The 22,339-nt window shown below is 68.4% G+C and carries 28 protein-coding genes and 2 pseudogenes; 1 reads left to right on the forward strand and 29 read right to left on the reverse strand.

Translation table 11 applies throughout. The features are described 5' to 3' along the window. Positions 1–62: 62 nt before the first annotated feature. The 5 genes and pseudogenes from GBA63_RS12305 to GBA63_RS24415 form a co-directional block, all read right to left on the reverse strand. Entirely contained in the window at positions 63–626 is a 564-nt protein-coding gene (locus tag GBA63_RS12305; RefSeq protein ID WP_166176458.1) for a dihydrofolate reductase family protein, read from the reverse strand. Between the two features lie 609 nt (positions 627–1,235). Next, complete coding sequence (locus GBA63_RS12310; RefSeq protein ID WP_166176460.1) at positions 1,236–1,925, reverse strand: glutathione S-transferase family protein; 690 nt, start codon at positions 1,923–1,925, stop codon at positions 1,236–1,238. 117 nt (positions 1,926–2,042) lie between these two features. Continuing rightward, on the reverse strand, positions 2,043–2,543 hold the full coding sequence (locus GBA63_RS12315; protein ID WP_166176462.1) for a pyridoxamine 5'-phosphate oxidase family protein: 501 nt from the start codon (positions 2,541–2,543) through the stop codon (positions 2,043–2,045). 201 nt (positions 2,544–2,744) lie between these two features. Beyond that, positions 2,745–3,353, reverse strand: a complete 609-nt coding sequence (locus tag GBA63_RS12320; protein WP_166176464.1) for a response regulator transcription factor — start codon at positions 3,351–3,353, stop codon at positions 2,745–2,747. 505 nt (positions 3,354–3,858) lie between these two features. After that, a pseudogene (locus tag GBA63_RS24415) lies at positions 3,859–4,392 on the reverse strand (histidine kinase); the annotation flags it as partial. On the opposite strand from GBA63_RS24415, the gene GBA63_RS12330 reads away from it, so the two are divergent. Then, the gene (locus tag GBA63_RS12330; protein WP_166172267.1) at positions 4,391–4,537 is read left to right on the forward strand and encodes a hypothetical protein; all 147 of its coding nucleotides are present in this window, start codon (positions 4,391–4,393) and stop codon (positions 4,535–4,537) included. The pseudogene GBA63_RS24415 and the gene GBA63_RS12330 overlap by 2 nt on opposite strands. Before the next feature lie 67 nt (positions 4,538–4,604). On the opposite strand, the gene GBA63_RS12335 is transcribed toward GBA63_RS12330, so the two are convergent. The 24 genes and pseudogenes from GBA63_RS12335 to GBA63_RS12445 form a co-directional block, all read right to left on the reverse strand. Beyond that, a complete protein-coding gene (locus tag GBA63_RS12335; protein WP_166176466.1) occupies positions 4,605–5,819 on the reverse strand; it encodes an ATP-binding protein in 1,215 nt (404 codons plus the stop codon). Between the two features lie 106 nt (positions 5,820–5,925). Then, the gene (locus GBA63_RS24420; protein WP_407690844.1) at positions 5,926–6,762 is read right to left on the reverse strand and encodes an alpha/beta fold hydrolase; all 837 of its coding nucleotides are present in this window, start codon (positions 6,760–6,762) and stop codon (positions 5,926–5,928) included. Positions 6,763–7,008: 246 nt separating this feature from the next. Continuing rightward, positions 7,009–7,557, reverse strand: a pseudogene (locus GBA63_RS24425) (DUF1990 family protein); the annotation flags it as partial. Between the two features lie 31 nt (positions 7,558–7,588). Next, on the reverse strand, positions 7,589–7,948 hold the full coding sequence (locus GBA63_RS12345) for an STAS domain-containing protein (RefSeq protein WP_166176470.1): 360 nt from the start codon (positions 7,946–7,948) through the stop codon (positions 7,589–7,591). A 23-nt stretch (positions 7,949–7,971) separates the two neighbouring features. Next, positions 7,972–8,331 (reverse strand): STAS domain-containing protein, encoded by a 360-nt coding sequence (locus GBA63_RS12350; protein ID WP_166176472.1) that lies wholly within the window; start codon positions 8,329–8,331, stop codon positions 7,972–7,974. Continuing rightward, positions 8,312–8,788, reverse strand: coding sequence for an ATP-binding protein (locus GBA63_RS12355; RefSeq protein WP_166176474.1), 477 nt, complete (start codon positions 8,786–8,788; stop codon positions 8,312–8,314). Before GBA63_RS12355 ends, GBA63_RS12350 begins: the two co-directional genes overlap by 20 nt. Next, the gene (locus tag GBA63_RS12360) at positions 8,789–10,081 is read right to left on the reverse strand and encodes a PP2C family protein-serine/threonine phosphatase (RefSeq protein WP_166176476.1); all 1,293 of its coding nucleotides are present in this window, start codon (positions 10,079–10,081) and stop codon (positions 8,789–8,791) included. 113 nt (positions 10,082–10,194) lie between these two features. Next, positions 10,195–10,893: a hypothetical protein gene (locus GBA63_RS12365; RefSeq protein WP_166176478.1), complete on the reverse strand. Its 699-nt coding sequence runs from the start codon at positions 10,891–10,893 to the stop codon at positions 10,195–10,197. Between the two features lie 157 nt (positions 10,894–11,050). Further along, on the reverse strand, positions 11,051–11,527 hold the full coding sequence (locus GBA63_RS12370; RefSeq protein ID WP_207956755.1) for a hypothetical protein: 477 nt from the start codon (positions 11,525–11,527) through the stop codon (positions 11,051–11,053). Between the two features lie 225 nt (positions 11,528–11,752). After that, positions 11,753–12,010, reverse strand: coding sequence for a hypothetical protein (locus GBA63_RS12375; RefSeq protein ID WP_166176482.1), 258 nt, complete (start codon positions 12,008–12,010; stop codon positions 11,753–11,755). A gap of 138 nt (positions 12,011–12,148) precedes the next feature. Further along, on the reverse strand, positions 12,149–13,087 hold the full coding sequence (locus GBA63_RS12380) for an alpha/beta fold hydrolase (protein ID WP_166176484.1): 939 nt from the start codon (positions 13,085–13,087) through the stop codon (positions 12,149–12,151). Between the two features lie 264 nt (positions 13,088–13,351). Continuing rightward, positions 13,352–14,485: an MFS transporter gene (locus GBA63_RS12385; protein WP_166176486.1), complete on the reverse strand. Its 1,134-nt coding sequence runs from the start codon at positions 14,483–14,485 to the stop codon at positions 13,352–13,354. Between the two features lie 73 nt (positions 14,486–14,558). Further along, positions 14,559–14,963, reverse strand: coding sequence for a VOC family protein (locus tag GBA63_RS12390; RefSeq protein ID WP_166176488.1), 405 nt, complete (start codon positions 14,961–14,963; stop codon positions 14,559–14,561). Further along, positions 14,960–15,544, reverse strand: coding sequence for a dihydrofolate reductase family protein (locus GBA63_RS12395; RefSeq protein WP_166176490.1), 585 nt, complete (start codon positions 15,542–15,544; stop codon positions 14,960–14,962). Before GBA63_RS12395 ends, GBA63_RS12390 begins: the two co-directional genes overlap by 4 nt. Positions 15,545–15,751: 207 nt before the next feature. After that, positions 15,752–16,198 carry a hypothetical protein gene (locus GBA63_RS12400; protein ID WP_166176492.1) on the reverse strand — a complete coding sequence of 149 codons (447 nt, stop codon included), beginning with the start codon at positions 16,196–16,198 and terminating at the stop codon, positions 15,752–15,754. A 116-nt stretch (positions 16,199–16,314) separates the two neighbouring features. Beyond that, positions 16,315–16,560: a hypothetical protein gene (locus GBA63_RS12405; RefSeq protein ID WP_166176494.1), complete on the reverse strand. Its 246-nt coding sequence runs from the start codon at positions 16,558–16,560 to the stop codon at positions 16,315–16,317. Further along, positions 16,554–17,066 (reverse strand): NAD(P)/FAD-dependent oxidoreductase, encoded by a 513-nt coding sequence (locus GBA63_RS23670; RefSeq protein ID WP_228282557.1) that lies wholly within the window; start codon positions 17,064–17,066, stop codon positions 16,554–16,556. The genes GBA63_RS12405 and GBA63_RS23670 overlap by 7 nt, the downstream gene beginning before the upstream one ends. Then, entirely contained in the window at positions 17,006–18,013 is a 1,008-nt protein-coding gene (locus GBA63_RS12420; protein WP_166176496.1) for a Crp/Fnr family transcriptional regulator, read from the reverse strand. Before GBA63_RS12420 ends, GBA63_RS23670 begins: the two co-directional genes overlap by 61 nt. Then, positions 18,010–18,894, reverse strand: coding sequence for an MFS transporter (locus GBA63_RS23675; RefSeq protein ID WP_207956756.1), 885 nt, complete (start codon positions 18,892–18,894; stop codon positions 18,010–18,012). The genes GBA63_RS12420 and GBA63_RS23675 overlap by 4 nt, the downstream gene beginning before the upstream one ends. A gap of 47 nt (positions 18,895–18,941) precedes the next feature. After that, on the reverse strand, positions 18,942–19,496 hold the full coding sequence (locus tag GBA63_RS24015; protein WP_207956757.1) for an MFS transporter: 555 nt from the start codon (positions 19,494–19,496) through the stop codon (positions 18,942–18,944). 139 nt (positions 19,497–19,635) lie between these two features. Next, entirely contained in the window at positions 19,636–20,250 is a 615-nt protein-coding gene (locus GBA63_RS12430; RefSeq protein ID WP_166176498.1) for a dihydrofolate reductase family protein, read from the reverse strand. A gap of 88 nt (positions 20,251–20,338) precedes the next feature. Next, positions 20,339–20,755 carry a VOC family protein gene (locus tag GBA63_RS12435; RefSeq protein ID WP_166176500.1) on the reverse strand — a complete coding sequence of 139 codons (417 nt, stop codon included), beginning with the start codon at positions 20,753–20,755 and terminating at the stop codon, positions 20,339–20,341. Positions 20,756–20,797: 42 nt separating this feature from the next. Beyond that, entirely contained in the window at positions 20,798–21,244 is a 447-nt protein-coding gene (locus tag GBA63_RS12440; protein WP_166176502.1) for a hypothetical protein, read from the reverse strand. A 109-nt stretch (positions 21,245–21,353) separates the two neighbouring features. Next, on the reverse strand, positions 21,354–21,935 hold the full coding sequence (locus GBA63_RS12445; protein WP_166176504.1) for a dihydrofolate reductase family protein: 582 nt from the start codon (positions 21,933–21,935) through the stop codon (positions 21,354–21,356). Between the last annotated feature and the right edge of the window lie 404 nt (positions 21,936–22,339).

Consider the following 22,339-nt stretch of genomic DNA (forward strand, 5'->3'; position numbering starts at 1 on the left):
TGGCCGCGGAGGCCGGCCTGTGGCACAAGCCGGCCGATCGGTCGAGCGCGCCGTTGGAGGTATCAGTCCGGGTCATCGCGGACGCGGCGGTAGCGCTCGTAGATGACGCGCGAGCCGAACGTCCTGGTCTCGACCAGGTCGAGCGGGACGTCCTCGGTGACCGGCGGCAAGAACGGCGTGCCGCCACCGACGACGACCGGATAGCGGAACATGCGCAGCTCATCGACAAGACCGAGCTCGACCGCCTGCGCGGCCAGGCCGGCGCCGCCGATCTCGACGTCCTTGTCGGTCGCGTCGAGCGCCGCGGCGACCTCCTCGGCCAGTGACGCCTTGGAGAGCCGGGCGTTGCCCCGGACGCCGTCGAGCGTGCGGCTGAAGACGACCTTCGGGATCGCGCACCAGACGTCGGCGAACGCGGCCCCGAGCTCGTTGTCGCGCAGCGACGGATCCGTCTCCCACACCAGCATCGTCTCGTAGAGCCTGCGGCCGAGTAGAATCCCGCCGAGCTCGCGTACCTCTGCGAGGTGGAAACGGAACAGCTCGTCGCTGGGCGCCGTCCACCCGAACGCGCCCTCACGGTCGGCGATGAAGCCGTCCACCGAAACGCTCATCGAGTAGATCAGCACGGCTTCAGACCGTCGGGCCGGAGCGACCGAAGATGGTCGGTGGTGAGGTCCACCCTGATGCTCGACATCGGGCTCTCCTTCCTTCTGCGGTGCGGACCCGCCAAGCCCCCGCGGGAGCGGACGCCCGCGATCTCATCGCCGTGGACCCCCAACCGCCCGCCAGCGGGGTACCCGGGGTGTATGATCGCGAGCCTCGCCATGGCCCCATTATCCGCGAAGACCGCGGTTTCGCACCCCCAAAGACCACGCGCGGGTCGGCCAAAGCGCTTCGTCGCCGGCCCCCGCCACCGTTAGTCCCGCCATGCGTCGCAGGGTTCATGGCGGGGTTTGGTGGAGTCTCCCCCTCGAGTCCGAAGCGCAGGGTCCACACCTCACTATGCCGGATGCTTTCCACACGGACGAGTGTACGGTCGGTCCCCGACGCCCGGTAGTGAGATTCGTCGTGAGGTCGGCATGACAAATGTCACCCGAGCCGGCAGACCCTGCCAAACGCCGCCCTTCACCGCGGGCAAAGAAAGGCGCCGTAACCTGGGTCTCCCCGTGGCCTTCCCCGGTCCCGTCATGCGTCTCGCACATTGGTTCTGTCGAAATCGCCGAGGTAGTCTGGCATCAATCCTTCTCCTCTGCTGTTCGACGGTCTTCGGATCGCGTTGCGTCCGCTGCCTCGAAGTGCGCCAGCTGGTCGGCACGCGCTCTCTCGAAAGCGGGGCGGGCGAGGGCGCGCCTCAGATAGCCACGCAGGGCCGGATGGTTTTCCAGCTTGCCGAGATCGTTCGGGATGCGGAGCACGTCCGCCATCAGGATGTCGGCGATGGTGAAGCGCGAAGCGGCAAGCCATTCGCGGCCTTCGAGCACCCGTTCGAGCATATCGAAACGCCGCATCATCCAGTCGTGGAGTGGATTCTCCGGTGCGCCCAACACCTTGACGAACCACCACGGCACGGTGACCATCTCCACCGAGTTGAGCGCCGAGACGAGCCACTGCGTCACCTCCGCCTCGCCCCTGGGGTCGCGCGGCATCAGCGTCTCGCTCTTCCGTCCGAGATGCAGCAGGCCCGCACCGCTCTCGAACATGACTATGTCGCCGTCCTCGAGAAACGGAACCTGTCCGAACGGCTGACGCGCGAGATGCTCGGGACCTCGATCTTCGAAGGGAACGGTGCGCACCGCGTAGTCGAGCCCCGCTTCCTCTAGCGCCCAGCGCAGCCGGATGTCGCGGACGCGGCCGCGCGGGCCCTCCGGCACCCAGTCATAGGTCCAGACCGTTAGATCGTCTCCGGCGATACGCTGATCGGACATCGGCTCGTCCTCCTCTCATCTTCCCCATACGTTTGCTTCTTTGCATTCGAGGTCTCGGTCCCTCGAAGACGTACCCCTTCTCGACCTCGACGGCCGGCAGGCGCTCGCGCTCGCCGGTCAGCCGTGCTGACGCTCCTCCCGCTGCCGGACCAGTTCCTCGACCGCGCTCGGGAGGGTCGTCTCGAAGTCGATCAGCTTCGCCCACGTCGGGGTCACGACGATGCGGACCATGCCGTCGTGGTAGAGCGAACGCACCTCCGCCTCCCACTCGACCCGTTGCTCGGGGGTCATCTCGTAGGTGCTGGTCGCCCCGAGATACTCGTCCGGGATGCCATCGACGAAGTCCAGCTCGGCCCGGCCGCGGATGAGCAAGATCTTGGGCGGGTGCACCTCGGTGTCGATCGTCAGGGCTACCGCCGGGTTTTCGCGCAGGGCCGGGAGCTTCGGCGCGTTCTTCGACGTGCACATGACGATTTGCGAGCCGTTCCAGGTGAACCCGATCGGGACATTGCGGGGCGTGCCGTCCTTGGCGACGTAGGCCAAGCGGGTCAGGTCGCGGGCCAACAGTTCCCGGCCGATCGGTCGGTTCAGGACCTCGGCGATCTCGTTCGGTTGCACGGTTATTCCTCCCGTTGTCGTTCTCGGTCTGTTACACGCCATCGACCACACCCGAATAGGCTACTGGCGCGCCGCGTTTCGGTGTAGTGAGGTTCGTCATGGATTCCACGTGACGGAAGTCATGCGGCCATCGGCGGGGTCGGACGGCACGGTCGGGGCGAATGCCCTCGGTAACCGAGGTATCCGGTGTACCGCAATCCGCTACAACCAGCCCTTCCGCTCGGCGAAGCGGGCGGCCTCCACCCGGTTCCTAACGCCCAGCTTCTTTATGGCGGTCGAAAGGTAGTTGCGCACGGTCCCCTCCGAGAGGTAGAGCCCGTCCGCGATGTCGCCTATCGTCGCTCCGTCGGCCGAGGCCGCGAGTACGTCGCGCTCCCTCTCCGTCAGGGGGTTGCCGCCCTCGCTCAGGGCGGAGGCGGCCAGGCCGGGATCAACCACCCGCTCGTCTTTCACGACGCGGCGGATGGCGGTGGCGAGCTCCGTGGCGGGGGCGTCTTTGAGCAGGAAGCCCACGGCGCCCGCCTCCATCGCCCTTTTCAGGTAGCCGGCCCGCCCGAAGGTCGTCAGGATGATGACGCGGCAAGCCGGAAGCCGCTCTTTGAGTTCCACCGCCGCCGAGAGGCCGTCGCCTCCCGGCATCTCGATGTCCAGCAGGGCCACGTCGGGGAAGGCGTCGAGCGCCGCCGGGAGCACCTCGTCCCCGCGGGCGGCCTCGGCGACTATCTCTATGTCTTCCTCCATCGAGAGGAGGGCCGAGAGAGCCCCGCGCACCATCGCCTGGTCCTCCGCAAGCAGCACCCTGACGTTCATGCTTCGCCGTCCTCCTCCCAGGCGTGTCCGTTGGCCTGAGCCGGCACGCGCCCGCCGTCCTTCTCCCGAACGCCTCTTCCGAGCGGCAGATCGGCGCGGAGGCGGAACCCCCGTCGGGCAACGGCCCGGCTTCGAAGCGCCCGCCGCTTGCCTCCACGCGCTCGTCGAGGCCGGCGAGGCCGTTGCCCCCCGTCCCGCTACCGGCACCACTCGGACCGCGTCCGTTGTCCCTCACCTCCGCGCGGATCAGGTCGCCGTCCTGGGTCAGCCGGATCTCGCACCTCTTGGCGCGGCTGTGGCGGACCACGTTCGTGACCCCTTCGCGCACCGTCCAGGTCAAGATGGCCCGGATATCGGTGGGCAGGGCGCCGACCCCGTTGTGGACCCGGCAAGAGATCCCGGCCGCCTCCAGCATCTCGCGGGCGCCGGCCAGTTCCTCCTCGAGCGAGGGGCTGCGATAACCAGACACCGCCTCCCTGACCTCGCGAAGCGCCCCACGCGCTATGGCCTGGATGTCGCGCACCTCCTTCGCGGCCCCGGACCCCTCCCCGGCGTCGGCGAGGAGCCTGCCCGCGAGTTCGCTCTTGAGCGTGATCGAGGAGAGGCTGTGGCCGAGCAGGTCGTGCAGGTCGCGCGCGAACCGCAGCCGCTCCTCCGAGACGGCCAGGCGTGCGATCTCCTGGCGCGCCTCGTGCAGCTCGCGGACCGTCACCACGAGCCGGCTCACCACGATCATGCCGACCCCGTTCGTCAAGAAGGGGACGAGGTTCACCCAGTTGTCCGCGACCGTCCCCCATCCCGACCGTGCCCCGTAGAAGACGACCGCGAGGGTTGCGGAGAGCAGCACGCCCCACGCCGCGTGCCGCACCGGAAGCGTCACGGCGCACGCGACGACGACGTACATGAAACGCCACGGGATGCCGTGCCCGTACACGATCTCGACGTACAGGGCGAAGATGGTCAAGACCGCGATGAGGCCGAGGCGCGCCCGCAGTTCCCGGAGCGTCAACCCGGGATCGGGACACGGGTAGCGCAACATGAGCCAGACGAAGGGCACCGCGAACACCGCCAGCGAGACCAGGAAAACCAACGTCTGCGTCTGGGAGAGGCCCGCCCCGAGCACCCCGGACACGAAGCCGGCGGAGAAGAACAGCCACAGCGCCGCGAAGAGCAGCCAGGCATAAGGTATCAGCCACCCAAACGTTGGGGTGTCGCGAGAGAGTCCGGTTCTCTGGTTGTTTGCCGTCTGGCTCATTCCGCCCCTTCCGAGGCGCCGACCCCCGAGCGCGCCCACCCGGCGGTTCCCGCGCTATCGTCCTCCCCCAGCGGTAGCATCACGCGCAGACCGAAACCTCCGCCGGGCAGCGGTCCCGCTTCGAACTGCCCACCGCTCGCCCGTACGCGCTCGGCGAGGCCGGCGAGCCCGCTGCCGCCCACCCCGTCGTCCGCGCGCCTCTCGCGGAGACCAGAACCGTCGTCCCTAACCTCGGCCCGAACCCGGCCTCCGGTCCGCGTCAGCCGTATGTCGCATCGCTTCGCGCGACTGTGGCGGACCACGTTCGTCGCCCCTTCCCTTACCACCCAGGTAAGGATACCCTCCGTGTTGCCCGGCAGGGACTCGACCTCCTTGCGCGCGCGACAGGAGATGCCGGCCGCCTCCAGCATCGCGCAGGCCCCCGCGAGCTCTTCGTCCAGGGATGGCCTCCGGTAGCCGGAGACCGCCTCTCGCACCTCCTTGAGCGCTCCCCTCGCCACGCCCTGCAGGCCGCGTACCTCTTCGATGGCTTTCCGGTTCTCGGGGGTCTCGGGCAGCAGGCGCTCCGCGAGCTCGCTCTTCAGGGTTATGAGGGAGAGGCTGTGGCCGAGGAGGTCGTGGAGGTCCCTGGCGAAACGCAGCCGCTCCTCCGAGACGGCCAGGCGTGCCAGCTCTTCCCTGGCGGCCTTGAGCTGGGCGACAGCGGCGACCTGGCCGACGAAGGTGGTGGACCAGAGGCCGATGGCGATCGCCGGGGCCGCGAGCCACCAAAATCCCGTGGAGGCCCCCGCCACCAACGTGAGGATCGCGATTGCGGCGATAGTCACGTAAGCATCCCTCTTCGGTAGCATGATACCGGCGGCGGCGTTTATGTGATAGAAGAAGAGCATCCGCCACTCGGGGCCCACGCCGAAGCCCAGAGCGCCCGCCAGCACGGCGAGGAACGCTATCGCGACGCGAACCTTGAGGACCTCGGAGGGCTCTGCCGTCACGAGCTGCAGCGGCTTACGCGTCAACATCAGCCACAAAAATACGCCCGCGAAGAGCGCGGCTCCGCCGAGGGCGAAAGCGGAGCGAGCCGTCGAGAGGTCCGAGGCGAACAGGACCCTGATCGGGTAGACGAGGATGAACAGCCCCAGGAGAGGGACGACCAGCCACGGTATGACGGGAAGGCCCCGCGGTTTCTTCTTTATGGCGTCGAGAATGCTCACGATGATCCTACGCTCACGAAGCGGTGGACGCGGATCCATTCTAACCCCAGCAACGGTGTGTCGTCCCGGCCTGCGCCGCCCACGCCTCGTCCCCTGGAAGGGAGCATCACTGCGCGTCCCGGACGAACCCGCGGATGAGGCGGGCGAGCTCTTTGGGCTGGTCCTCGGGGATGAGGGTGTAGCTGTCCGGTATCTCGACCAGGCGCCCTTGCGGGAGCAGCCCGGCGAGCCTGCGACCATGATCTGGCGGCATGACCCGATCCTCTTTGGCCCACACCACCAGCGCCGGACGGTCGAAGGACCGCAGCTGCTCGGCCGCCTCAAGCGTGTCGCGTTTGTCCACGGCGCGCAGGTACTTGCGCAGGTCGCGGCGGACCTCCGATCGCGTTAGCGCCGGCCGCAACCAGTCGTCCATGACCTCGTCAGGCACGGGACGCTTGCTCATCCAGCCGAAAGCGAACGGCAGTCGTCGCAGGGGACGCAGGCGAAGCGGTTGGACCATGGCGTTGAGGCCCCCGGGCACCTTCGCCGCGAGCCACACGGCCCGGCCCGGGAGGCCCGGAGGGTAGTTGTCGAACGCCTCGCAGGAGGTGAGGACGAGACGTGCTACCCGCTCACCGCCCCTCTCCGTGACGAGCAGGTGCGCCCCGCCCCAATCGTTCTCCACCAGCGTGACGTCTCGCAAGTCGAGACGCTCCAGGAACTCCGCCACCAGCCGGGAGAGCCCGCGCATCGAAAGGTCGGCGTCGGGGCGCATCGGGCGGCGGTGTCCGCCGAGCGGGAGGGTTGGCACTATGCATCGGTGGTCCTCGCGCAGGTCGGCCACCACGTTGCGCCACAAGGAGCCGTTCTGGGCCAGCCCGTGCAGCAGGACCAAGATAGGACCGTCCCCGCTCGTGTCCTCGTACTCGACGGTTCCCGCCGACAGTTCGACCTCTCGCACCCCTCCAATCTTTCCGTTGCGGGCTTCGGTTGAGTATTGCTCCGGTGATCGGCGGAAGGGGGCGGCCATCGCGTAGAGTATGGAGCGCAAGCCGGCGTTGTGCCGGACGTTTTTGGCTTGCGACCACTGGACCTTCGGGTCCACCAGGACCTTCTCCAGCGTCACCGGCTCGTTCGCGCCGAAGTGGGCGGCCAAAGACTTGAGGACGTGGGTCCAGATCCGCTCCTGCTCTGTCGAGCCGGCGATGCGGAAACCCAGCTCGTAGGTCGGGTCGTTGGCCCGCGCGAGCGACCGGACCTGGGCGACGATGCGCCCGTCGTCATCCCTGTAGGCGGAGAAGGTGTTCCAGCCGCTCTCCGGGTGTCCTTCGGGCGTCATCACGGTGAAGGACTCCTCGTCGGCGTAGATGACGCGAACCCCCGTGTAGACGGGCACACCACGCATGGAGGCGTTGATGAGCAGAACCTCGCCGGGGGCCACCCCCGCCAGCGACGGGTAGAACCGGCTCTGCGGCGGCTGGAACTTGGGGAACCTCTCCTTCCAGACCCTGACCACCTCCGCCGGGGTGGCGTCGGCGCCGGCCAACTCCACCCGGTAGGTCTTCTGCCAGAGCTGGCCGAAGCCCTGTAGGGCGCCGACCTCGCGCCGCGAGCTCACGTTCAGGTTGATTGCTCCCTCCGGCACGCCCGGGACCTCCAACCTCTCGACGCGCCGCGCCCAGTAGGCGGCGTCGCGGGGCTCGCTGCCGGGCTTGCGTCCTTCTCGTTCCGGATCTCGCGGCGTCTCGCCGGCCATCGTTCCTCCCTTCGGGCCTATCTATCGGGCTTCACGCCACGTTCGCCGCCCGGACGGCCTCGTCCTCCGAGTCGAAGGTGGCGATGGCGTCGTCCAGGCGCGTGATACGGAAGATGTTGCGGTAGTGCTCGGAGAGGCCGCAGGTAAGGAGCTTCCGCCCCTCGCGGTTGACCCGGATCAGCAGCGTAACCAGAAGCCCGATGCCGGAACTGTTCATGTACTGAAGGCCCTCGAGGTTCAGAACGATCACGCGTCTCCCTCCGGCGCCGGCCTGATCGTAGGCGTCCATCAAGACGCCCTCGGCGAAAGCCGTGAGCTCACCCCGAACGTCCACGATACTGATCCCATCGTCCACTCTCCGAACGTCCATTGCTACCTGCGTTTGCGGCATGTCTAATCCTCCTTCTTGGCCCTTCAGCTCTTTGCTGCACCGGTAAGGGCGCTCTCCTCGTCCTCGAAGACGCTCACGAAGTCCGAGAGACGGGTGATCCTGAAGATCTCCTCGTAGTGCTCCGAGAGGCCGCAGGCCAGCAGGCGCCGCTTCGAGTGGCGCGCCCTCGCCAGGACGCCCACGATCAGGGCTATGCCGGAGGAGTTGATGTAGTCGACGCCCCCGAAGTCGAGCAGGATTACCCTCGGGTCTCCCTTCTCGGCCTCATCGTAGGCGGCGTTCAGGGCTTCCCGCGCGAAGCCGTCGATCTCGCCGCCAAGATCGATCACGACTGCGCCGCCGGGCCGGTAGCGCACGCTCGTCTCAAGCCGTTTCGCCGGCATCGTCGTCTCCTTTCAGGCGCAGGACCAGCTCGACGGTGTGGCGATCCTCGCCGGTAGTCACGTTCAGCTCGTCCACCATGTTTCGGATCAGGAACAGCCCCCATCCCCGCGGCGGTTCTCCTTCTTCCAGCTTGGCCCTGAGGTCGGGCGCTTCGGCGACCGGGGTGGGGACCGGGCCACTGCACCGGTCGGTGACGAGAACCGAGAGGTCCTCCGCCGAAGCGAGCACCCGCACGGCGACGAGTGCCCCCGGTCGGTATTCGTTGCCGTGCTCCATGGCGTTCATCGTCGCCTCGGCCACGGCGGTCTTGAGTCTCTCCAGGCGCGCCGGCGCCAGGCCCAACCCTCGCACCGCCTCGGCGACTCGCTCCATCGCCTCCCGCTCGTTTCCGGATTCGCTGGGCAGGGCGAAGTCGGCCAGGGTCCGGCGCGCACCCTCGCCTCCCGTCTCGCTCACCTACTCACTCCGATCCCTCTGGAGCGCCACGAGGGTGATGTCGTCCTCCTGCTTCCAGTCGCCCCCGACGAACCTTTTAAGCTCGGCAAGGCACTCGTCGATGAGTTGCTCGCCTCCGCCGCTGTTCCCGACGAGTTTCCGGAGCCGTGGGAAGCCGAACATCTCGCCACTCGGATCGTGCGCTTCGACGAGGCCGTCGCTGTGGAAAAGCACGGCGTCTCCGGGGGCGAGATATGCCTCGTTTTCCTCGTAGGCCATTCCGGGCATGGCGCCGAGCGGCATCCCGACAGCGCGAAGCTCCGCGACCCCATCCGCCGTCGCCACGTAGGGAAGGTTGTGACCCGCGTTCGCGTATACCATACGCCCACTAACGGAGTCCAGCACCGCGCACAGGCACGTCACGAACATGTGAGGCGGGATGTCGGGGTACAGGCGGTCGTTGGCCCGCCCGAGCACCGCGCCGGGGGACACGAGCCCCGGCAGGTCGCCGCGCAGGATGCTGTGAGTCGTAGCCATGACGAGCGCGGCGGGGATGCCCTTGTCCGCGACGTCGCCGGTGAAGATGGCGACCTTTCCGTCGGGCAGTTCGAGGAAATCGTAGAAATCGCCGCCGACCTCGCGAGCCGGCCCGTAGTAGGCCGCAACGCGCCAGCCGGGAAGAGACGGCAACTCTTTGGGGAGCAACTGCTCCTGGATCACCCGCGCCGCGCTCCGCTCTTGCGCCTCCCGCTTCCGGTCTTCCTCGGCCCGCCGCAACCTCTCCGCGGCTTCGGTCATCAGGGCGCGGTGGCTGCGCACCGCGTCACCGAAAAGCAGCACGGCGGCCAGGAGGGAACCGTCCCGCACCAGCTCGTCGAGTATCGGTCCGGGCGGTCCCGGAGACCAAAGGACCGCGTAAAGCAGTAGTCCGACCAGGTAGACGGCGGCGACCCCCAGCGCCCACCGGAGACGCCCTGCGGCCGCGGCCGTGTACAGTGCGGCGGCGAGCGGCACAGCCGCCGATATGCCCGGGTAGCCCGCGAAATGGTAGACCTGAAGCGCGGCGACCGACGCCACCAGCACGCCCACGGGCCAGCGCCTGCGGGCCAGCACGAGAGCGCCGATCGTCGCCCCCAGCGCGTAGGCGAGGGCGTCGGGAGGCCGGGTGTCCGGTCCCGAATAACCGCTCACGCTCATTGCGATCACGACCGCAGCCGCCACCACGACCGCGAGTCCCGCATCTATCGCGTGCGGGCGAACGCGCTCCAGGCGCTCCCTCCACGACTCGACGATGGCGCGATCAGTTCGCCGCACGGAGACCTTCCGGTGAGCTTCGCGCCAACCACAAACAGGTTTGCGCCAGGACTACGCGGTCTCCGACTCGAGAGACGTTGTTGGTCGAATCATGGCTTCCCCGGATCATCCCCCTATCCACCCTCGTACGATGGTCTCGCGCCCGTTTCATGCCGCCTGCCGAGCACCAGCACGATACCCACGGCGATGCACCAGACGAAGCCGAGCATCCTTCCGAGCAGGATGAGGAGTGCGGCCGGGAAGAAGATTAGCGAGGCCAACGACAACACCGCGAGCGTCGCCTGCACCATACCGAGCCAGCAGATCCAGCCCGGCAGCGCCCTGGTCCTGCGGGCGGCCACCGAGGTCGCCCCCTCGAACAGCCCGAGCGAGGCGACGTGCAGCGTTCCTCCGGTCAGGAAGTTCGCCCCTCGCAGGGCGTCCACGAGGCCCAGACTCAACCCCGAGGCCGCAAGGGCCAGCGCCAGGGCGAGGAGGGCGGACACCAGCAAGAAGCCCGCCGAGAGGATGCCACCGCCCAACGTAAGGTCGGGCAGCGAACCCCTCTCGCCCGCCACCCTCCGCACCAGCGTGGCGACGGGCGCGACGAAGACGAGCAGGGACAGGGCCGAGAGGACCTGGGCCACCGACACCGCCAGGGCCGCCGTCCGGCTCTCGGAGAAGTAGCGTACGACCTCCCCGACTGGGGCACCCGGCAGGGGAAGCGCGCCGTTCGCGAGCGCGCCCCCGAGAAAGTCGCCCCCGATGAAGAACGCGGCGAACAGGACGCCGCCAAGCGCCCAAAGGTTCCTTCGCTTGCTCGATACCGTCATTTCGGATCCTCCCTCGTTGCGTCTTTGGGACGAGTGTATGGACCCGCCGGAACGGCCGGTAGTGATGCGCGTCGTGGGTTCGGCATGACAAATGTCAATGGAGGACAGGCGAACCTGGCCATTGGTGCGCAGATCACCAGGAACACCACAGATAGGGTCACGCCCCGTGGTCCCGGCGAAGCTTACGAATTCGGCCCCACGGCTTGAACACCGCCAACACGAACGCGATGAGCAGGGCGGTCGGAGAGACGATCGGTGGATAGATCAGGTCGCCCACCGCCAGCGAGGCAGCTTGGCCGGAGATGAACCGCCGGCCCTGTTCGGCCATCTCCATGACCTGCGGGCGCAACGCCACCAGGACTAGCGCGGTGAGCAGAATGTTCATCGCCAGCTTGATAGCCACCCACCAGTAACGCACGAGGCCCCACTTGGTGCCGAGGCCCAGAACGACGCCGCTTGAGAGGCACACGAGGCCGGTCGTAAGGAGCGGCCACACCACGAATAGCTCAAGCGCCCGGTAGCAGAGCGCCTTGATGCCGTCGTCATCGGTGCCAAGGGCGATGAAGACGAGAACGGCCATGACGACGTCGATCCCGATCCAGGCTCCCGCCGAAACGATATGTACGACCAGCACGCCCTTGCGCGTCCGTGCTCCCAACCGCCACGCTCGAGTATCGCTGGGACCAAGCTCCTCATCATGCCGCCTTCGCGTTCCTCGCCCCGCGGATCCCACGCGGCGGCGCTACGTCAGTGACCATAGACTTATCCGACATGGCTCCGCCCCCGGCTTGATCCTCGGTATCTGCTTCCAGTAGCGTATAAATGGAGTCGAATGTCCGGTAGTGAGGTTCGTCGTGAATTAGATATGACAGATGTCATGAGGGCATGCCTCGAAACCCGCTCCGCATCGGGACTTGCGTCGAGGGATAATCCCGGTTCCGTTGTAGCGTGACGCAGGTCCGCGGCGCCCTCTCGCGATGCGTTCGACGGTCTCGGGGAAGCGGGCGTTGAGGGTCTCAGCGAGATCGTCGTTTACGACGAAGAAGTCGAACTCGCCGCCGGGACCGGCGATGAAGCCGTCCCGGGTGGCGGAGACATGATAGACGAGCCGGCGCACGTATGCTCCTTCCGTTCGTTTTCCGTGTTGCTCTATCTGCCAAGAGCCATGTCCTATCCGCCGTCGGTGCGCGGAGTGTAGGGTGCGCTCAAGGTGGACGTATTCGGCATCGCGGGCAGCGCGACCCGGCGCGGCTGCTCACAACCCGAGGGCGTCGGGGTCGGACGGCCGGGACGGGGAGACCCCGACGCCGCCGAAGAAGCAACTCAGGGCTCCGGCGGTCCGCTCCGGCGCCTCCTCCGAGAAGAAGTGACCGGCGTCCAAAGGGTAGCCCCGAACGTCCTCACCCCACCCCCGCCAAAGCGCAAGCGGCCCGCCCTCCGCTTCGTACCAGGTGCCCAGCGGTCCTTTCGCGCTCCACAGGGCCAGGAGGGGACAAGCTATCCGGCGCCCGTTCGCGCGGTCCTCCCGGTCGTGCTCGCGGTCTACGGTCGCGGCGGCCCGGTACTCCTCGCAGATGGCGTGGGCGTGGAAGGGATTCCGGAGGGCCTCCACGTAGGCGTCGCGGATCTCTGCGGGAAAAGCGGTCGCGGGAGAACCCCACCCACCGAGCGCGTCGTCGACGACGGTCTCAGGGAGCGTGGTCAGGACGCGCTCGGGGAGCGGCTCGGGCTGGGCGAGCAGCGACCACGGCCAGTAGGCCAAGGCGAACCTCCGGTCGGCCCGCTCCCACACCGTCTCCGTCGGTAAGACGTCCAAGACGGCGAGCCTTTCGATACGCTCGGGGTGGTCGAGGGCCATGCGGTACGCGACGCGGCCTCCGCGGTCGTGGCCGGCAACGGAGAAGCGCGCAAAGCCAAGCCGGTCCATCACGCTCACCAGGTCTTCGGCCATGGACCGCTTCGAATACGGCGCGTGGTCGGGGGCTGAGGGCGGGCAGCCGCTCCTCCCATAGCCACGGAGATCGGGGCGGACAACCGTAAAGCGACGGGCGAGCAGCGGCGCAACGTGGCGCCACATCAGGTGCGTCTCGGGGAAGCCGTGCAGGAGGAGGATAGGTGGACCCGAGCCGCCGTGGCGTACGAAGACGGTAGTCTCGCCAGTCCAGATCTCAGAGGTGGTGAAGTCGTCCATCATCTTGGGGTTACCCTGGCGCCGTTGACGCAACCAATGGTGGAGATGCGTACCGGTACGGCGTCGGAGGGGTCCGGGCTCTCCGGCCTCGTCTGCGACGGCGCCAGTCGAAAGGGTACATGTACACAATCCTCCCTATCATCTTAGGAGTACGCGCGGGCGAGTAAGTCGACCACGAACGGCTACTCCCGGCGGTCAAAGTGGTTCGTGTCGCCCGAGACGGGCGAAGACCCATCGAGGGCGTGGTTCCCAGGGTCAAAAGGTACATCATCGCACGCGTGCGCCCCCACTACCGCGCGAGGCGGGCGCGAGCGCCGCGAGCACCAAAGCGGAGGTGAGCGCGAAGGCCATCGGGTAGCCTGTCCCGGCGGCCACCACGCCGAACCCGAAGGCACCCAGCCCGAGACCGGCGTCGTAGGCGACGTACCACAGGGCGCTCGCCGCGCCGTACCCCGAGGGCGCGACGCGTTCCAATATCACCGCGAGCGTGGCGTTCTGGGTGACGCCCCACCCCGCACCGAAGAGGGCCATCCCGGCCAGCACCGCGGCCGGGTTCGCGGCGAACGCCGGGGCAAGGACACCGACCGCCGAGGCCACGACCGCGGGCACGAGCAGGGAGGCGGGGCCGTACCGGTCGCCGAGGCGCCCGGCCCACCAACGGAAGAGGGTGGCAGCGGCGGCCTGGATCAGGAGCGCGGCGGCGGCGAGGTTGCCGGAGTCACCGGGCACGGCCAGGGGCACGAACGTGACGACGATGCCGGCGGACATCGCGACGACGAAGAAGACGGCGAGCGGCCCGAGCAGGGAGGGGTTCCGCGAGGCGTCCAGCACGCCCACCGTCCGCCCGGGCCGCCAAGCCCGTCCCGGCAGGCCCGGGATCGCCGCCAAACCGGCCAGGGCGGCCAGGCCCCCGGCGACAAAGACTGGCGGGTACCCGAAAGTCTCGGCGAGCCACACTCCCAGGGGCAGCGCCACCACGAAAGGCACACCCACAGCGACCCCGTAGAGGCCGAGTCCCTCGCCGCGGCGCTCGGACGGCACCAGTTCCGCCACCAGGGCACCGCCAATGACCAGGACGATCCCGAGGCCGAACCCCCGCGTCAGGCAGACGGCGAGGATACTCACCAAGGTCGGGGCGAACCCGAGCGCGAACGCGGGCGCCCCGAGCAGCACGAGACCCGCGGCGAACACCGCCCGGTAGCCGAAGCGGGAAAGGAGAAGGGGCGTGAAGAGTTCCGCGGCCACCGTCGAGAGCATGAGCGCGCCGGTGGCGAGCCCGGCCCCGGCCTCGCCCGCGCCAACCGAAGCGGCGTAGATCGGCACCACCGAAAGCAGCAGGTAGAAGCTCGTCGAGAAGCCGAAAGACGAGGCGAACACCAGCACGAGCGGACGCGTTAGCATCCGCGGCCGTGCGGTGTCGCGGGAAGCTGCCGGATGTGGGCCTTCGGAAGTCACCCAACTCGCCGCGATCGCCTCAAGAGAAGGCCGCTTCGGTGAGGCCGTCGGGCTGCCCGGGCGGCCACTCCACAAGCTCGATCCTGTAGCCGTCAGGGTCGGTGAGCCACGACGTCTTCGGGCCTTCGGGACCGCCCGGGTACTGGACGGGATCCGGCTCCAGGCCGGCTTCGGTCAGCCTCTTTAGGGTGGCGTCCAGCGCGTCTACCTGGATCGCGACGTGGTCGACACCGCCCGTCTCGACGCCTCCGGGTCGGTGGACGAGCTCGAGCGTGACGACCGGTTCTTCGGGAAACTTCAGTAACGCGAGGCGCGCCCCGTCGTCGAGCGTAACCCTCCCCAACTCGGTGTAGCCCAGGGCCGTGTAGAAATCGAGCGAGCGGTCAAGGTCCGTGACGCGATAGGCGACGAAGAGCGTCTTCATGCGGTCTCCTTCGGGTGGCGCACGCGGTAGCGGAGGTGCGTGACGCCCCGATCCTCCAGCCGGCGGACGAGGTCGAGCTCGATGTGGCCGCCGCCAAGGTGATCGAACAAGCGTCGGCCTTCCCCGAGGAGGACGTGAACCAGGTGGACCTCCATCTCGTCCATGAGCCCGGCCCGCAGGAGCGCTTGGGCCGTGCCCGCCCCGTGGACCATGACCGCCTTCTCCCCGGCAGCCGCGCGGGCCTCGCGGGCGCAGGCCTCCACGTCGGTGACGAACCGCGCGTGGCCGGGCGGCACGTCCCCGTCATCGATGTGGTGCGTGAGGACGAAGATGGGCACGCTGCCGTGGTGGTCGCCCTGCCAACGTCCGGCGAGCTCGAAGGTCCTGCGGCCGGAGATCACCGCTCCGGTAGCCATCAACTCGCGGTAGACCCGCCCGCTCGGGCCGTCGGACCCCCGGTCGTCGAGCCAGTCGAAGAGCCGTCCGCCGTCGCGTCCCATCTCCTGGCCCGGTCGATCGTCCGGTCCGGCGATAAAGCCGTCCAGGGACATCGACATGTAGAGCCGTATCGGGTTGTTCATTTTGACCTCCATTTCTCCTCGGTTTGACGAACCGGCATCACGTCGTCGAGTAGATCGCGGCGATGATGCTGGAACCTCGCCGTTGTGTGCGAGCCCCATGGCGGGACCTGGTCTGGCCGCCAAGACCGATTCATGACATCCCACCCCGCTCGCTGCGAAGGCGCGTAAGGCGATAGGCAAACGAGGATAGGCGGGCGAGATATCCGCCTACCTGGCCCTGCGGTACGTGAGGTCGAAGTCGGTCTCCCACGCGCGCCCGTCCGGCGCCTTCTCCCAGCGGCCGGAGATCGTCTCGCCGTCGTCGCTGATCGTCGCGGTGAAGCGCTGCGAGAACGGCTCGCCCTCGCGCCAGAGCCTCCACTCCCCGTCCCCGATGCTCATCTCGTAGACGCGGCAGACGCCGCGCTCGTCGGAGTAGAGCTGGAAGTATGTGCCGTTCGCGGCGTCGCAGCCCATGATCGAGACGGTGTCGGGCGCCTCGGGATTCTCCGCCGTCGAGCGCTGCACCAGGTGCGCCCCCGAGTCGTGCCACTCGATCGTGGCCCGCGCCTCGCCCGGCCACGGCGGCCCATCCGGCGGCCCGGCCTCGAGGGTCCATTCGCCGAGAAGCGGCTCGAGCCGCTTCAGCGCCTCATTTGCGGTTGGTTGATCCATCACTTCGCTCCTTCCTCATGGTGACGGTTGCACACAGCAAAGAACGTCGGGGATAACGCAGATCGGGCACCAATTGACCCTCCGCGCGATCGCCTCGAGCTTTTCGCCTTCCACCATCACGTCCCCGATAGGCCGGCGAGCGCCTCGTGCAGCGAGCGGACGACGAGCGCGCCGTCCCCCACGGCCGACGCCACCCGTTTCGTCGAACCGCTTCGCACGTCCCCGATGGCGAAGACGTCCGGTCGCGTCGTCTCCAGGAGCAACGGTTGGCCGCCGCTGCCTCCTCGATGCTCGGTGAAGCTCGGGTGGCGCCACGCGTTTTCGCCGGTGGCGATGAACCCCTTCTCGTCGAGTCCTACCAATCCGGAGACGTCCCCCGTCCGCGGGAGGCGCCGATCATCGCGAACACGGCCGCGGCGGGCAGCCGACGCCGGTCGCGGTCGCGATCGCGGCCGACGACCGTGACGGCCTCGAGCTCTTCGTCGCCGTGGAGAGCCTCGATCTCGCAGCCCCCCAAGACCTCCACGTTCTCGGCGGCCTCGACGCGATCCACGAGGTATCGGGACATCGTCGCGGTCAACGGGCGTCGGGCCACCAGGTGGACGCGGCGGGCGTAGGAGGCGAGGTTGACCACCGCCTGTCCGGCCGAGTTGCCGCCGCCTATGACGACCGTGTCCTCGCCCGAGACCTGGAGCGCCTCGAGGTGGGTCGCCGCGTAGTAGAGGCCCAGGCCCTCAAAGCGCTCGGCCCCGTCGGCCAGCAGGCGGCGGTAGTCGGCGCCGACGGCGAGGACGACGCAACGTGCGCCTACCTCCTGGCCGTCGCCGAGCGCCAGGTGACGTGACCCGTCTTCCTTGGACGGGGCGATGGTGCACCCCCGTGGGCGCTTGAGATGACCGCGCCGAACTTTCGCGCCTGCAGCGTCGCCCGCTGGGTCAACTCCGATCCGGACAGGCCGGTCGGGAAGCCGAGGTAGTTCTCGATCCGGGCGCTGGTCCCCGCCTGGCCCCCCGGGGCGAACCGCTCGATGACCAGCGTGGCCAGGCCTTCGGAGGCGGCGTAGACGGCGGCGGCCAGTCCCGCGGGGCCCGCCCCGAGGACGACTACGTCGAAGAGGCGCCCATCGACCCGGGCGCGCAGGCCGAGCTCGTCGGCGACCCGCGCGAGGGTCGGGCGGCGCAGCACGCTGTGGGTGCGGACGAGCACGGGGCATTCCTCGGGGCCGACGCCGAGCCGCTCGAGCAGCGCCCGATTCTCGGCGTCGGCGTCGACGTCGTGCCAGCTGAACGGTACCATGTTGCGCCCCAACAGCTCGCGGATGGCGAAGGCCTCACTCGAGGAGCGCCTCCCGATCAGACGTTCGTAGCCGAGGCCCTGGCCCCGCAGCCACTCGCGACGCGTGATCATGGTGCGCAGGAGGAGGTCCCCCAGCTCGTCGGAGCCGGCGACCAGCGCGCGCAGCGCGCCGGGTGGTACCGCGAGCAGCGTAGTCTCCCCGGCGGCGACGCCGCGGGCGATCGTCGGCTCGCCGGTGAACATGGAGGTGTCGGCGGCGAAGGTGCCGGGCCGGCACTGCGTGAAGTAGCGATCGCCCTCGGGTTGGCGATCTATGACGTCGATGGCCCCCGAGAGAACGACGTACAGGGGCGCCTCGCGCTGGCCCTGCTCGAAGACGACCTCGCCCGGCGCGAGCGACAGGGTCTCGGCGCTCTCGGCCAGCCGCCCGATCTGAGCCTCCGTCAGGCGCGGGAACAGGGTCGGATGGTCCGGGTCCAGAAAGCCATCGGCCGGGGTCGGTGGGGTGTACCCGCTCATTGCGGCCTCGAGCCAGCGCACCCGCCGCACCCGTTCCCGATCACGACCCCCGTCCCGGTTTCCAGACAGCCGCCGGGAGCAGCATCGGGTTCAAGGGCGGGCTCTCCTACGGCTTCGCGCGGGCGAAGCACGCCGACGGCGGTCGCGATCGCGACGATCGCCAGACCGGCGCCGATCAAGTAGGCGAGGTGGTACCCGGAGTTGAGCGCCGATGCGGCCGGCTCGCCTTCGGCCAGCAGCCCGTCGGTGCGCCCGGTCGCGAAGGTGGCTAGCACCGCGAGGCCGATCGCGCCGCCGACCTGCACGCTCGTGTTCACCAGCCCGGAGGCCAGACCGGAGTCGCTCGCCGTGGCACCGGACATCGCGAGGGTCATCAGCGACGGAAAGCCCAGCCCTGCCCCGAGCCCCACCAGGATCATCGCCGGCAGCAGGTCGATCGCGTAGGTCGCCTCGACCGGGGTCCGGGCGAGCAGGAGCAGCCCGGCCACGATGAAAGCCATCGCCGGAACCAGCGTGGCGATCGGGCCGAACCGCAGGATGAGCCGCCCGGTGAAACGGAACGACATCGCCCCCATGACGGCGGTCATAGGCAGGTAGGCGAAGCCGACCCGGAGCGCGTCGTACCCGAGGATCCGCTGCATGTAGAGAGCCCCGAGGAAGAACGTCCCGAACATCCCCACCACGAGCAGGGTCTGGACAAGGTTGGCGCCGGCGACGTTGCGCGAGCGGAACAGGCGAAGCGGCATCAGCGGGTTCGCAACTCGCGCCTGACGGGCGACGAACGCCGCGAGCAGACCGATCGAGACGGCGCCGAGGGCGAGCGTCTGGATGGACCCCCAGCCCTCCTCGGCGACGCCGAGGATCGTGTACACGCCGAGCATCAGGCCCCCGGTGAGCAACGCCGCGCCCAGGAGATCGGCCCCGGCCCTCAGCCCGACCCCTCGCGATGCGGGACCAGTTTGATCGCGAACACCGCGGTCGCGAGCCCGACGGGCAGGTTGACGAAGAAGATCCAATGCCAGTTTATCGCCTGGGTAAGAACCCCGCCCGCCAGCAGCCCGATCGACCCGCCGGCGACGGCGACGAACGTGTAGACGCCGATCGCCTTCGCCTGCTCCCGGGGCTCGGGGAACATCGTCACGATCATCCCGAGGATCACGGCGGAGGTCAGCGCCCCGCCGACGCCCTGGACGAAGCGCGCGCCGATCAGCAAGCCCTGGCCCTGGGCAAGCGCGCAGAGCAGCGACGCCACGGTGAACACGGCGAGCCCGATGAGGAAGATCCGCCGCTGCCCGACCAGGTCGCCGAGACGCCCCGCCAGCAACAACAGGCCGCCGAACGCGATCAGGTAGGAGTTGACAACCCAGGCGAGGTCGCTCTGCGAGAAGCCGAGATCCTCCTGGATGGACGGCAGGGCGACGTTGACGATCGTCGCGTCGAGGACGATCATCAGCATCCCGAGGCACAGCACGTACAGCGCCAACCGCCGCCTGCGGTCTTCGGAAACGGCCTGGATTTCTCGGGCGGTGGCTTGGTCCGTACTCATTCGGGCTCGGTTCCTCCTTTGAATGGGCGATGAGGTGTCCCTTTAGGTGTCCCTTTCACGTGCGTCATGTCGGCCGTCACGTTGCGTACTCTGGGCGCCCGGCCGTGCGGTAGACTTGGATGATCACCCCGCCGGGGGTGACCCGCGATTCGACCAGTTCGAGCGCCCTGTCCGGGCCGGCGTCGGGGAACAGCCGCGTGCCCTGGCCGACGACCACGGGATAGGTGAGCAGGTTCATCTCGTCGACGAGGTCGTTTTCGAGCAGCCACCGGACCAGGGCGCCGCTGCCGTGCACCTGCAGCTCCCCTCCCCCCTTGGCCTTCAGCTCGCCGATGGCCGCCGCAAGATCACCAGAGAGGACGGTCGTGCCCGCCCACCGCGGGTCGGTGAGCGTGGTCGAGGCGACGTACTTGGGCTTCGTGTTCAACGCCACCGAGATCGGGTTGTCGCCCTGATTCGCCCCCCAGGAGCCGGTTCCCCAGGAGCCGGCAAAGATCTCGTAGGTCCGCCGGCCGAACAGGAACGCGTCGGCGCGCTGGAAGACCTCGGCGAGGAAGGTCTCGGCCTCGTTGTCGAAGAGCGGCAAGGCCCATCCGCCGCGCTCGAACCCGCCGCTGCGGTCCTCGTCCGCGCCGCCAAGTCCCTGCATCACCCCGTCGAGGGAGACGTGCGTGGTGGTCGTCAGTTTCATGGTCGCGGTTTCCTTTCTCGTTGGTTGATTTCGTCGGTCACGGCGCGGCCGGTGCCGCGAATCGCGGCGCGTGCCGGTTTGGGGGGGCCTATCGGGTTAGGAAGCCGTCGGCGCGGGTGACCTGCCACATGTGGCCGTCGGGGTCGGCGAAGGCGCCGGCGTATCCCCATTGCTGGTTTCCGGCTTCGATGACGATCTCGGCGCCGGCGTCCTGCGCGCGACGCATCAGCTCGTCGACTGCGGCGTCGGTGGCCAGCCCGATCACGACCAGACACTCGTGCGCATCCCGCGGCGATCGCTTGCGACCACCGATCACCCACCCAAAGCCGCGCAACGGGATCAGCATCACGCGCAATCCGGCGCTGATCTCGAACTGCAGGGGCTCGGGTAGCCCATCGTCCTCCAACTCGTCGCCCACCGCCGCGAACCCGAGGGCGGTGTAGAAGGCGTGTGATACCCGGCGATCCTTGGTGGGTAGGCACACCGTTGCTCGGTCAAGCTTCACGATTCCTCCTCCGGAAAGTGGTCTGCGCCAAACGACCTCGGTTCAGGTCAAGGCGATGTGCTGGTGGTCCAGCAGGATGCGGCCGTCGTCGTCGAGTACGATCACGTCGTAGCCGCTCCCGGCGACGGTCCCGTCGGCGACGGCGACCATCTCCCACCCCAACCCGACGAGACCGGGTGCCAGGAGCACGGCATCGCCTGCCGCCGCTTGGAACGTGTGCACGCCGGGCTCGACGAACATGGCGTACGCTCGGGTCACCCGGCGATAGATCTCGTCGTGGCCGCGCACCTCGAGACGGGGCACCGGGAATGCCAACGCGGTGGCCGCGGCCCGCATCTCCTGGGGCGGGTCCACCAGTACCTGCGCACCGGCGGGCGCCCACAGGTCGGCGACCTGCCTGGACCGCGCTTGCGGGTCGGGTTCGGTCCATAGCGCGAACCATCGCCCGGTGAAGTCCGCCAGGGCCTGGCGATCTAGTTGCTTTGTCATGGGTTCGTCCTTTCTCTCGTCGGTTTGGTCGTTGTTCGGTCGGACCGGAGGCGCACGCCATGGATCAACCCGTTGGGGTCAGGCAAGATCCTCTTCGAATCCGTGTAGGTCAATGGAGGGTGGGCCGGTAGATGAGCTCTTGGGTGTGGCCGTCGAGCGTCCGGCTCTCGATAAGCTCTAGGTCAAAGTCGGCCGCACCCTGGAAGATCGGGTCCACCCCGGTCTGGCCGGTGATCACGGGGAAGATCGTCACCTGGACGAGATCGACCAGGCCGGCGGCCATCAGCGCCCGGTTCAGCGACAGGCTGCCGTGCGAGCGCAACGGTACCTCAGACTCCTCCTTGAGGCGAGCGACGACGTCGACGGCGTCGCCGCTCACTACGGTCGCGTCCGGCCAGTCGAGGGGTCCTTCCAGCGTCGTCGACACCACCGTCGCCGGCAGGTTCCTCATCCGGGTGACCCATGGGTCACGCATTTCGGACTCCTCGGTGCTCGAGGCCAGCATCTGCACCATCGCCCGGAACGTGTTGGCCCCGAAGACCATCCGCTGCTCCTCGCCGTACAGGGCGAGGCGGTGATCCAGCAGCTCGGGGCCTTGCTTGCCCCAGTAGCCGCCCCAGTCGGCGCCGCGGCCGACGGAGCCGAAGCCGTCGAGGCTGGAAAAGACGTCGAAGGTGTAGGTAGCGGTCATGTCGTTCTCCTCGGGTGGTTCGTGTTGGTCGTCGGTCTCATGGGTTCGTCCTTTTTCTCGTGGTGGTCTCTCTCGTCATGACCGCACCGAGGCGCGGATCTCATCGGTTGAGCGTGGCACCGTGCCGCAAGTTCACTCTGCCTCCTTCCCGAACACGGGCCGCACGTCGCCGACGGCGTACTCGGACACCGACGCCGACAGCATCGCCGAGCTCTGCTCGTCGCTTGGGCTGGGAACACCGCCGCGGAAGGCTTCGAGGGCGGCTCGCGTGCCCGTTCGACGACACTCACGCAGTCCGCGAGGCAGGACTCGCGCTGCCGGGGCTCGACGGTGACGTGTGCTGCGACGATGACCATGGGTGCGCTCCTCTTCTGCCGCCTTCGGGTGGGACCGTGCGATTTCGG

Source organism: Rubrobacter tropicus (assembly GCF_011492945.1).
GTDB classification, from domain to species: Bacteria; Actinomycetota; Rubrobacteria; order Rubrobacterales; family Rubrobacteraceae; genus Rubrobacter_D; species Rubrobacter_D tropicus.